The sequence below is a fragment of the Halalkalibacter akibai JCM 9157 genome (assembly GCF_000513135.1).
Taxonomy (GTDB): Bacteria; Bacillota; Bacilli; order Bacillales; family Bacillaceae_D; genus Halalkalibacter; species Halalkalibacter akibai.
The window spans coordinates 185,062-196,601 of sequence record NZ_BAUV01000003.1 but is presented as its reverse complement, the minus strand read 5'-3'; the positions used below and the strand labels follow the sequence as shown (position 1 = coordinate 196,601).

The 11,540-nt window shown below is 42.1% G+C and carries 7 protein-coding genes and 1 pseudogene; 3 read left to right on the top strand and 5 right to left on the bottom strand.

The genetic code is table 11. The features are described 5' to 3' along the window. Positions 1 to 113 precede the first annotated feature (113 nt). The 3 genes from JCM9157_RS23825 to JCM9157_RS03595 all read left to right on the top strand — a co-directional run bounded on the left by JCM9157_RS23825 (position 114) and on the right by JCM9157_RS03595 (position 2,519). Complete coding sequence (locus JCM9157_RS23825) at positions 114 to 200, top strand: YjcZ family sporulation protein (RefSeq protein ID WP_081734023.1); 87 nt, start codon at positions 114 to 116, stop codon at positions 198 to 200. Positions 201 to 294: 94 nt separating this feature from the next. Next, positions 295 to 369: a YjcZ family sporulation protein gene (locus JCM9157_RS23820; RefSeq protein WP_081734029.1), complete on the top strand. Its 75-nt coding sequence runs from the start codon at positions 295 to 297 to the stop codon at positions 367 to 369. An 83-nt stretch (positions 370 to 452) separates the two neighbouring features. Next, a complete protein-coding gene (locus tag JCM9157_RS03595; protein WP_052012923.1) occupies positions 453 to 2,519 on the top strand; it encodes a metallophosphoesterase family protein in 2,067 nt (688 codons plus the stop codon). 267 nt (positions 2,520 to 2,786) lie between these two features. Here the strand turns inward: JCM9157_RS03595 and JCM9157_RS24555 are convergent, their stop codons facing one another. From JCM9157_RS24555 to JCM9157_RS03570, 5 genes and pseudogenes are all read right to left on the bottom strand, one after another. After that, complete coding sequence (locus tag JCM9157_RS24555) at positions 2,787 to 5,474, bottom strand: glycosyl hydrolase 53 family protein (RefSeq protein WP_060475449.1); 2,688 nt, start codon at positions 5,472 to 5,474, stop codon at positions 2,787 to 2,789. An 87-nt stretch (positions 5,475 to 5,561) separates the two neighbouring features. After that, positions 5,562 to 7,608 (bottom strand): annotated as a pseudogene (locus JCM9157_RS03585) (beta-galactosidase). Positions 7,609 to 7,748: 140 nt separating this feature from the next. Continuing rightward, on the bottom strand, positions 7,749 to 8,594 hold the full coding sequence (locus JCM9157_RS03580; RefSeq protein WP_148296800.1) for a sugar ABC transporter permease: 846 nt from the start codon (positions 8,592 to 8,594) through the stop codon (positions 7,749 to 7,751). A gap of 2 nt (positions 8,595 to 8,596) precedes the next feature. Beyond that, complete coding sequence (locus JCM9157_RS03575; protein ID WP_035662195.1) at positions 8,597 to 9,904, bottom strand: sugar ABC transporter permease; 1,308 nt, start codon at positions 9,902 to 9,904, stop codon at positions 8,597 to 8,599. A 60-nt stretch (positions 9,905 to 9,964) separates the two neighbouring features. Further along, a complete protein-coding gene (locus JCM9157_RS03570) occupies positions 9,965 to 11,248 on the bottom strand; it encodes a sugar ABC transporter substrate-binding protein (RefSeq protein ID WP_035662194.1) in 1,284 nt (427 codons plus the stop codon). Between the last annotated feature and the right edge of the window lie 292 nt (positions 11,249 to 11,540).

Sequence of the window (11,540 nt, the reverse complement as noted above, 5' to 3'; positions counted from 1 at the left end):
TCAGACCCCCCTAAGGCACCTGCCCATTTTCACAAATAACAAGACATCCGCCCACCCACAATTCTCATAATCACATAGGTATATGGTGAATCCCTTAAAAGGAGGACGTCTTCATGAGTCACGTTACTGGAAATAGCTTTGCGTTAATTGTTGTTTTATTTATCCTACTAGTTATTGTAGGTTCTGCATTTACGTTTTAATTGAGATAAACATTTAAAGCGGGGTCTGACCCCCAGTGCTTTAACGCTTAAACGTGGTGGGGGTCAGGCACCTCAAAAAAGGGGGGGAATTTTCATGCATAACAGTTTTGCGTTAATCGTTGTATTGTTTATCCTACTTGTCATTGTAGGTTCTGCGTTCGTTTGCTAATTAATCTATAGAAGGGTGTCCGACAATGGGCACCCTTCGTTTAAATTGCCTTTCAATTCAAGACTCCATAATGAGGTGTAATCATGAACTCATTTCAGTTTCCACCTATTCTAGCTGGACCCATTATTCGTAGAGTTGAACCGACCTCTGTTTCTATTTGGGTTGCGACGAGTAAGAACTTTTCTATTAAAGAAAGGATTTACCACATCATAAATAGCGAGAAGGAAAACCAAACAGAGTACCAGTTACTCACGACAGAAAGTGAAACAAACACCGTTCAGATGGGAGAGAATCTGTTTATTCATATGATTACAGCATCCCCACTAACTCATTCATTTCCTATCAATCAACTACTCGGATATAATCTCCAATTTACAAATGACCGAAGCGCTTTTGACTTGGGCGATCTGGATTTATTAAATCAACAAAACCCTCACTCTATCGTTTACGGTGACTTGAAATACCCAAGTTTTTACATTAATGACTTCGTCGATCATACTCACATTCTATATGGATCTTGTCGTAAGCTTCATGGTGAAGGTGAAGACAGACTTGCCCGTGCTGATGATTGGACAGCTGAACATTCGACCAATTTAAAGAAACGGCCACAGTCTTTGTTTTTAATGGGAGACCAAATTTATGCAGATGACGTAGCTGATCCGGTGATCCGAGTGATTTCAGCGATAGGTGAACAATTAATCGGTAGAAAAGAAAGTTTAAGAGAAGTCGATGAACGGGTTCAACACAAGCCCTATCAATCTGCTTTGAACCAAATCAAGGGCAGACAAGCAATCGCGAAGGACTTATGTCAGTTCACCTCTTCCCATGCCGACAATCACCTAATTCAGTTAGGCGAATTCGTAGCTATGTATCTTTTATCTTGGAGCCCTGAACTTTGGGACGTGGCTCGTGACCTCAAACTCTTTGAATCATTTGATGAAGCTCTAGAAAACAAGCATATTTTTCTAGACGAGGGAGCTCTACCAAAGCTAACAGAAAAAAAGATGAAGAAACGCTTTAATAAGCAGCTCCATTCTCTCTTCACATTTATAAAACAATTACCTAAAGTTCGAAGGGTTTTAGCCAACACTCCTACTTATATGATGTTCGATGATCATGAAATCACAGACGATTGGAACCTGTCTTCCGCGTGGCAATCGAACGTAAAAAACGCTCCCTTAGGGAAACATGTGGTAGCCAATGGTTTAACCGCTTACTGGGCTTTTCAAGGATGGGGAAATCAGCCAAAGCAGTTTGAAGGTGATTTTATCTCCACACTTCAAGCCTATTGTCACTCTTTGATGAACGGATCAATGATGAAGGATCATAACGACTGGACTGAGGTGATGTGGAATTTTCAGAAATGGCACTTTATCGCGCCCACCATGCCCAGAGCTGTTTTTCTCGACACACGCACGCAAAGAAAATTGCATGACAAAATAAGATCAAGGAAATTGGCAAATCTGTTAGAAAACACTCCTATCACCCCTCAACTCGTAGACAGTTCGCAGTGGGATGATCTCAGCAAACAACTTTTTCAAAGCGGTTGGAAGCAAGAAACTCCGTTAATGATCGTATCAGCTGTGCCTTTTTACGGCCTAGGTCTGGTCGAATCTTTTCTGAAAAACTATGTGTTGCCACTAAAGGCGATAGGCTTAGCTGTTGATACAAGGTTTGACCTTGAGGCTTGGAAGTTTAATAACCAAGGCTTTACTCATTTTCTTCAACAGGTAGCTTATTGGGATCCTGACCCTTGTATTATTCTTTCAGGAGATGCTCATTATGCCTCATCCGTCTCTTCTGATGTTTCGTTTCCAGACGGACAAAAAATCTCTATGAAACAATTCACTAGTAGTCCATTAAAGAATAAGAGCTTTACAAGTATTTGGGGGATTTTATTAAAAAATGTGATTGACGCAAGTAGTCAGAATCACGAACAGCGAAAGATTTATCGTTATTGCGATGAGTCGTATGAGGTGAAAACCTTTGATGACAAAGAGGAGTTTGAAGGAGTTACCCAAGTGTATGTATGGAAAGATCAATTGAGATATCAGGCCGTAAGTGGTAACTCTCTTATTGAAACTGATAATAATCTTGGGCTTTTAGCTATTTCTGGTAGGGATGTGAAAAGTCAGTTGTTGATAGAGTAGTTTTTGTAATGGCTTTATTTGTTGCGGGGGAGGGAAAGGGGTTTTAGCGGACACATAAGACCTTATACGGTTAAAAATTTCCTATTTTTGAGGTTGAGAGGACTCAGGAGCCCTTATCAGCATAAACTGAGTGTATTTTGCTGTAGATTCATCCAAATAGAGAACCTGGTGTCCGCTCCCAACAAAAATGCAGTTAGTTTTTATAAGATAAGAGCATCTGAGTCCACAACACCCAAAAACACTATAAGGGGTCTGACCCCCAGCACGTTAACGCATTAACGCAGTGGGGGTCAGGCACCCTTTATGTGATTTTCTCTCTTCTTTCTCAGCTTTTTTATCAGCCTTTCTCTCTTCTTTCTCAGCCTTCTTCTGTTCTTTATCTTCTTTCTCCTTCTTATCTTTCAACGGTGCTTCCGGTTCCGATGGTTCCAACGGTTCCGGCGTTCCTGGCGTTTCACCATTCTCCTCTCCACCGCCAACTCTCACCAACGTAACAAGATCCGTCCCGAGCCATGCGCCTCCTTGGGCATCTGCGTGGAACCCAACTTTCAATTCGCCGCCTGTTACCTCAACCAATAACTCAATTTGCGACCAGCCGCCACCTGTCATTGGGATTCCTGTTTTCACTGTCTCTCCATCTGAAAGCTTCGCGTACATGTAAGTTTCGCTTTCATTGAAGTTACCTGTATTAGCGACCCATGCCTTTAACGTATATGAGCCGTCTCTTAATCCTGTTAACGTCTGGAATGTGTCGGCTATATAAGCACCTTCTGCCCAGTAGTTCAAGCGCTTCGTTCCGCCATTTTCAGGTAACCAAGAGTCCTCTTCAACGCGGATCGCTGCATGTCCATTGGTTTCCCAATGTTCTAAATCTTGTTCAAAACTATGATTTTGCACAAGGTTATCATTGCCATATGCTTTGAAGTACATAAAGCCAACCCAGGCACTTGTTGCCTCTGTAATCGTCACACGCACATATCTTGCTTTTGTATCCTCTGGTAACTCAAGGTTCATTTGACCTGAAGTTACGGTGTGTGTTGCGAGCATTGTGTACGTTTCACCTTCATCTGAAAGCTCAATAGTAATTTCTCTGACACCGTCCCAGAATTCCATTAGAATTCGGTCAATCGCTACCACTTCTTCTAAGTCTACTTGCCACCATGAACCTGTGCCTTGGTCTGTTCCCCATGATGTTAGATCATTGTTGTCGACTGCGTTTTCAGGTGCATTCGGAATTCCGCCACCTAAGCCTGCACTGCTTGATGCTGTAGCCGGCTTATTCAATGAAAGCAATGTTAATCCTCTTAATGTTTCATCTTCTCCTGCTTCATCACGAGGCGTTGGCTCTGGTGGTACATAGCCTTTTGTGAACACGTTTAATGATTGTAATGCATTTCCTTCGAAATCAAACATCGCTTGGTTTTCCCAGGCGTTTCCTTCTCCTGCTGTCCAACCTGCTCCTTCAACCCCTAACCAAGCTGGCTCCCAGTAGAAAATCCCAAGTCCACGGTTGTTTGGAACATTTCGGACCACTTCCATTACATCGTACAGAAACTTAGCTTGTCCTTCTACCGTTGCCGGGTAACCAGAAATCCCTTCATGAGTTCGGTTAAAAATATTGGCATGTCCATCATGATCGTCTAATGTGAAGGCATATGCTGTTTCAACGACAACCACATCACGGTTGTAACGCTGACTGACATCATTTAAGTTGTGCTGAAGCTCGGCTAACGTTCCGTGCCAATACGGATAATATGATGCTCCGATAATTTGAAAATCCGTCACTCCTGCAGCGATAATCCCATCAAACCACGTTCTAAAAATTCCATTCTTTCCGCCTTGATCAAGGTGAAGCATAATATCAACGTCTTGGCCAAGCGTATCTCGAACTGCTTGAATCCCTGAATTTAATAAGATAGCTAAATTGCCATAGCCACCGTTTTCACTGCTGATTCTTCCATCAGGAAACAACATCCCAGGGCGAATTTCATTTCCGATTTGAACCATATCCGGGGCAGCTCCAGCCGCTACTAACGCTTCAATCGACTCTTTCGTATGGTCATATACCGCTTGAGTTAACTCTTCAAAAGTCATGCCCTTCCATGATTCTGGTTTATCTTGTCTGCCTGGATCTGCCCAGAAGCCAGAGTAATGAAAGTTTAATAGAAACTTCATGTCAGCGTCTTTAATTTGCTTCGCTTTTCTGATCGTGTCGTCCAAATCATTGTAGGCAATTCCGTTTGAATAGACATCAACCGCGTCTTCCCATAGTTTTAAGCGTGCATAGTTCGATCCGTAGCTTGTCAAAATATCAAGAGCGCCTTTTTCAACACCTTGATCATAAAATGTACCGCCAAAGTCTTCTACTTTACTTAATGTAGAAACATCCACACCATAGATGAAATCTTCGCTCTCTGGCGTTGACTCACCACCTGTTTTTACTAAAGTAACCAGATCTGCTCCTAGCCAAGCATCTGCATTCGCATCTGTATAAATTCCGACTGTTACTTGTTCATCTACCACTTCAACAGGTAACTCCATTTGCGTCCAGTTGCCAGATGTTGCTGGGATGGTTTTTTTCACTTCTGCACCCTCCACTTGCTTTGCGTAAATATGAGAATCATTAAAACTACCAGTGTTCGCAACCCATACTTTTAACAGATACGATCCATTTTCTACCCCTGTAACCGTTTGAAAAGTATCTGCTTTATACGCTTGATTAGCCCAGTAGTTTAATAGTTTTTTGCCCCCGTTTTCTGGTAACCAGGAACTTTCTGGAGTTGAGATAGCCTCACTCCCATTCGTTTGCCATGAATCTAAATCTTGTTCAAAACTGTGATTAGCAATAAGTGAAGCTTGCGCGAAAACGCTACCAAAACTTGAAAAAGGAAGCATACTAAAAACTAAAATAACGGCTAACAACATTGAAATCCTTGATTTTAATCTTTTAGACATTGTTTTTCCCTCCTACTTTCTGTTTTTTTATATGAGAAGCCACGCTTCCCTCCTTATTAGGCGGGAAGCGGGCTACCATTTTCTTTTTTACTTACTTGCTCGTTTGAGAACAGCTATTCCGTTAAGAGGTAGTGTTACATGTTCTGATACGGTTGTTTTCTCAATCATGTTTGTATACTCATCACCATCTAGCTCAACCGTTTGTTCCGTTGCACTGAAATTCATTAAGAAGATAAAATCATTGTCACCGTCTGTACGAAGCTGCGCTGTAACACCAGCTGGTAGCTCGGTTTGAACCGCTGGCGTTATGTTTTCTTCTTTAATGATCTTCGAGATGAGGTCAAGATTAAATGGTTCAACGTTGCGCGATGCCACGTAATAGGCTTTTCCTTTTCCAAGCTTGTTCACAGTGAGAGCCGGACGACCTGCATAAAAATCTTCACCGTATGTCGCTAGTACCTCGGCACCTTCTGTATGAATTAAGTCACAAAGCTCATGAGCGACATAGTTTTTTTCCAAACCGACCACTGTATTGGTTTGGCCGTCATGCAATCCGTCTAATTCCTCTGACCAGATGCCAAGTGTTTTCCGTAATGGACCTGGAAAACCACCTAGGAACGTGAGGTCACTTTCGTTTACAATTCCAGACCAATAGGTTGTGATGAAAATTCCGCCTGCTTCTACGAACTTCTCAATTTTCTCTCCGACACCTGGTCTGACCATGTATAACATCGGAGCTACGACTACTTTATATTTTGAAATGTCAAAATCCATGTCGATAATGTCAACAGGAACACCGTTTTCCCAGAAAGGACGATAGAAACTGATGACCGTTTTTTCATAATGGATGCCCATGTTGCGAGGTCCTTGCGCATCTTTAACAGCCCAACGATTTTCCCAGTCAAAAATGATTGCTACTTCTGGCTCGACACTTGTTCCGACCACTTCCTCAAGATCAACAAGTGCTTTTCCGACATCTTGGACATCACGGAACACTCTTGTATGCTCATGACCGACATGATCGACGACTGCTCCGTGGAACTTTTCACTTGAGCCTCGACTTTTTCTCCATTGAAAATATTGAACCGTATCTGAACCGTGCGCCACCGCTTGTAAAGATGACAGGACATGCATTCCTGGCTTCTTCAGCTTGCTCACATCTTGCCAGTTCGTTAAACTTGGTGTGCTTTCCATCAGCATGAACGGCTTACCACCTTTGATCGAACGCATAATGTCATGGTTGAACGCGAACAGAACAGCTTGCTCGGTTGAGTCGTCTGCGTCATGCCAAGTTGGGTAGCGTCCCAGGAAACAACATCAAGCTCATCAGCAAATTTAAAGTAGTTTAAGCCTTCGAATGTCTCCATAAAATTCGTTGTGATTGGAAGTTCTGGATTCACTTGACGAAGAGGATCCACCTCGTGTCTGACAAAATCAATCGTGAGATCCGTGATGAATCGTTTCCAATCTAGATTCATGCCATGCACTGATTTTTCACCACGCGGGATGGTGATTCAACTTGAGACCAATCTGTCAGTGTATGACTCCAAAATGTCGTCCACCAAGCATGGTTTAATTTCTTTAACGTTCCATAACGTTTTTTTAACCACTCTCTGAAATTGTCTTGGCAAAAATCACAATGACAGTGTCCGCCGTTTAATTCGTTCGAAATATGCCAGCCGATCACCGCAGGATGGTTACCGTAACGCTCCGCTAGTTTCGTATTAATGATCGTTACTTTCTCTCTGTAAATAGGAGACGAGTAACAGTGGTTGTGGCGCTCACCGTGCAAATTTTGAACACGGTTTTCATTTGTACGAAGCACCTCAGGATACTTCTGCGACATCCAAGCAGGTCGTGCGCCACTTGGCGTGGCAAGAAAAGCGTAAATGCCATTTTCAGCAAAAGTGTCTAGAACATGATCAAGCCATTCAAACTGGAACTTGCCTTCTTCCGGCTCAAGCGACACCCACGAGAAGATTCCGACAGATATGACGTTGCTATCAGACAGCTTCATTAAGCGAATGTCTTCTTCAAACACGCCCGGATAATCAAGCCACTGCTCCGGATTATAATCAGCCCCATGTAGCATTTTCGGAACCTTGCTGCTAATAGGAGGATATTTTTTACTCATCAAATCACCTTTCTGGGGGTCTGACCCCCACTGCGTTAATGCGTTAATGTATTGAGGATAATAGAGGGGTCTGACCCCCAACGCGTTAATGCGTTAGTGCACTGGGGGTCAGGCCCCCCAAAAGAGGCACCCAGCACTCATCATCCTTTCGTTCCGCCTGCGGTTAGCCCAGCAATGAGGTAACGTTGTAGGAACAGAAACACTAGTGCAATTGGGATTGCTACTAGGATGGCTCCTGCGGCGAAGCGGGTAAAGTTGTTGTCAAATTCGTTACTTACAAAGTTAAACAGTCCTAAAGCTAAAGTGAACTTATCTTCATTTCGTAGCACAATTCGTGGTAGCAAGAAGTCCATAAATGGTGTCATGAATTGGAACAACGCAACTACGGCTAGAATTGGTTTCGTTAATGGCAGGATGACTTGGAAGAAGATGCGCATGTGCCCTGCACCGTCAATCTTCGCTGCTTCATCCAGCTCTCTCGGAATCGTGTCAAAGTAGCCTTTTACTAAGAACGTCATCATCGGCACACTTGCTCCGACGTAAATGATGATCAAACCTGTTAACGTGTTTAAAAGACCAACTAAGCTTAACAGCAAGTAAAGAGCAACCATCGCCATTAAAATCGGGAACATTTGCAGTACAAGCAATAGAAAAATTCCGTTCTTTTTCCCAACAAAGTTATAGCGCGAAAACGCATATGCGGTTAGCATCGCGACAATTACGGAAAACAGCGATGTAAAACCTGCCACAATTAAGCTATTTTTGTACCACTGCACATAGCGGCCACGAGGGTCATCAAAAAACAGCCACTTGTAATGCTCTAAGCTCCAATTATCAGGAATCATGCTCGCAGAGAACATGCTGCGACCAGGATTTAACGACATGCCGACCGCCCATAGAAGAGGGTAGGCTATCACGACAAACATAATCGCAAATATGAGATAGATCCCAAGTACTTCTAATCTGCTCTGGGTTTTCATTTTCAGCTTCAATAGATTTTCCCCTCCTCTTTAAATGTACGGGTTCTGCGGAATTGGAAAAAGGCAAAGATTGCGATAATTAAACCGATAATCATCGAAATGGCGGCAGCAATGCTGTAGTTTTGCTGCTGGAAGGTTAAGCTGTATACCCAGGAAATCAAGATGTCGGTTCCACCGGCATTTTGCCCCCTAATCGCTGGGCCACCTTCGTTAAATAAGTAAATAATATTAAAGTTATTAAAATTGTGAGTGTACTGCATGATCATAAGTGGTGCCGTTGCAAACATAACGTGTGGGAACGTAATCGCTTTGAATTTTTGCCAACGATTGGCTCCATCCACCGTTGCTGCTTCATACCAGTCGTCGGATATACTTTGAAGGACACCTGTGAATAAAGCAAACACAAACGGGAATCCAAGCCATACTTGAATTGAAATAATCGCAACCCTTGTCCAGAACACATCTGTTAACCAAGGAATACTCATGCTAAACAGCGGCTCCATGATTTGTCTGTTAATCGCACCAAAGCCATCATTAAACATCGCCGCAAAAATCAAAATCGATACAAAGCCAGGAACGGCCCACGGCAAAATCAGCATCGTGCGAATTGCTTTTTTATACTTAATTCGCTTGTCATTGACTAAAATCGCAAGGAATAAACCAAGTGCAATTTGCAGAGTCGTTGCCACTAATGTCCAAACAACCGTCCAGCTAAATACACTGATAAAGGTGTTTTGCCACATTGGCGTCGTTGCTAGTGAAACAAAGTTGTCAAAGCCAACCCAGTCCAGTAAATTAGCCGGTGGTGAGTTACGCAAATGATAGTTTACAAATGCGAGTGAAAGCATAAATCCTAACGGTAAAATAATGGAAAAAATGACTAGAAATAAACCTGGTCCTACTAAAAAGTAAGGAAATGTCTTGTCGTACGTGTTATGAAATGATTCCCTTAAAGACGGGATGCTAAATCCTTCTCTTAGTTTCGCCGCATCCTTATATGCATCACGCAAATTGATATAGTAGAAAACTAATCCGAATAAAAGTAGAATGATGGAAACAAGCCCTTGGATAATTAATTCAAGGGAATGATCTCTTCCCACTTGGGTTCCAAGGGTAAAGATGCCCCACAATCCGATGTTTAAAAAATCAACAAATGCAATGAGAAACGAAGCAGCTAAAACGAGAAAGATCGATCCTTTCATAAAGCGACGATTATAAAATTGGCCAAGTCCAGGAATGATCGACAAAACAAGCGCTAGTTTTGGATTATGACTGGAGAATTTATGGGTTTCTTTTTCTTCCTGTTTCACAACCATTAACCTCCTACACACTTAGAATAACGATAGGAAGGCGAATCGCCTCCCTATCCTTGTACTTTACTGCATCATTTGAATATATTCTTCGATTTCCTCGACAGCTTCATCAAGAATTTCTTGTGGATCATCACCAGCAGCGTTAAATTGTAGGGAATCTTCCATTGGACCCCAAACTTGTCCCATTTCAGGAATGTTAGGCATTGGAATCGCTGTTTGAGATTGCTCTAAGAAACCTTCAGCAAAAGGGTTGTCAATTTCAGCATCAGGACGAGCTGGAATTTCACCTGTTTCAGCATAGTAGTAAGCTTGAGATTCAGCAGATGTTAAGTGAAGAGCTAATTGAGAAGCCCAGTACTTGTGATCTGTGTAATTTGAAACTAACCAACCTTTCACACCTGCAAATGGAGTCGGACGCTCGCCGTTTTCAAGTACAGGAAGAGGTGCAACACCAAGGTCATCACCTAGTGCGTCAGAGAAGTTTGCCAAAGCCCAAGGACCTGACACAACCATTCCAACTTTTCCACTTGTGAATAAACCATTTAATACATCTTCGTTCACACTACGCGGAATAATTCCTCTATCGAATAACGATTGAACTTCAGCGTAAGCTTGAACAGAACCTTCATTGTTTAAACCAATATCTTCAGGATCATAGTTACCGTCAGCATCTTGACCGAATACATAACCACCGTATCCACCAATCCACGGAAATACATGGTAGAAGTTTAATGCTTCAAAAAGGAAACCGTACTCATCGTTTCCAGCGTTTGTTAGCCCTTCAGCCATTTCATAAAGTTCTTCCATCGTTTCTGGTAATTCAGGTACTAAATTTTTGTTATAGTATAAAGCTGTGTTTTCCATTACTAAAGGCGCGCCGTATACTTCACCATCCATTGTGAAAGCACCTACTGCATCTTCAGTGTATTGAGCTAAAGTTGCTTCATCCGCTTCTAATGGAGCGATTAAGTTTTGAGTCGTTAAGTTACCTAAACGATCATGTGGTTGGAAAATAAGGTCTGGCCCAATTCCACCTGGTGCATCTAGTGCAAATGCCTCATCTTGGTCAGCCATTAAACGAGGAGTAACGACTACTTCAATTCCGTGTTCCTCAACGAATTGTTGAACTAAATGCTCAACTGCAGCAAATTGATATTCATCATCATTTGCCCAAATTTCTAATGTATCTGGTTTAGCTGGGACATTTGCATCTTCTCCAGCTGCATCGTCCACTACTGTATCATCTGTCGGATCTTCTGCAGGCGCAGCATCATCTTGAGGTCCGCAACCAATCAATACTGCTGAAAAAATAAACATGAACAAAAACATCATTACTAACTTTTTCATAAGTAAATCCCCCTTGGTTTAGTATAAGAATACAACATAATTGTAACCGATTCCATTGGCTTATTGTATGAATATATTCTCTAGTTATATAAAAAAATGAAACTTAGTTTAGTGTTGAAACAGTTCTGAAATTTGTCATCAAGAGACCTGAATTTTAAGCCAACGATTCAAAATAATTGGCTAAAGCCCTTATTTTTTTAGACATTTATCACCACCGTTTGCAAAAAAGAAACCTCCCTTATCATCGAGATTTTTTTAAGTTGACCCCTTTTTTTGATTTTTTACGATGAGA

Coding starts and splice junctions, on each gene's coding strand:
- JCM9157_RS03575 (WP_035662195.1), bottom strand. CDS start 9,904: ATGGTTGTGAAACAGGAAGAAAAAGAAACCCATAAATTCTCCAGTCAT.
- JCM9157_RS24555 (WP_060475449.1), bottom strand. CDS start 5,474: ATGTCTAAAAGATTAAAATCAAGGATTTCAATGTTGTTAGCCGTTATT.
- JCM9157_RS03570 (WP_035662194.1), bottom strand. CDS start 11,248: ATGAAAAAGTTAGTAATGATGTTTTTGTTCATGTTTATTTTTTCAGCA.
- JCM9157_RS03595 (WP_052012923.1), top strand. CDS start 453: ATGAACTCATTTCAGTTTCCACCTATTCTAGCTGGACCCATTATTCGT.
- JCM9157_RS23825 (WP_081734023.1), top strand. CDS start 114: ATGAGTCACGTTACTGGAAATAGCTTTGCGTTAATTGTTGTTTTATTT.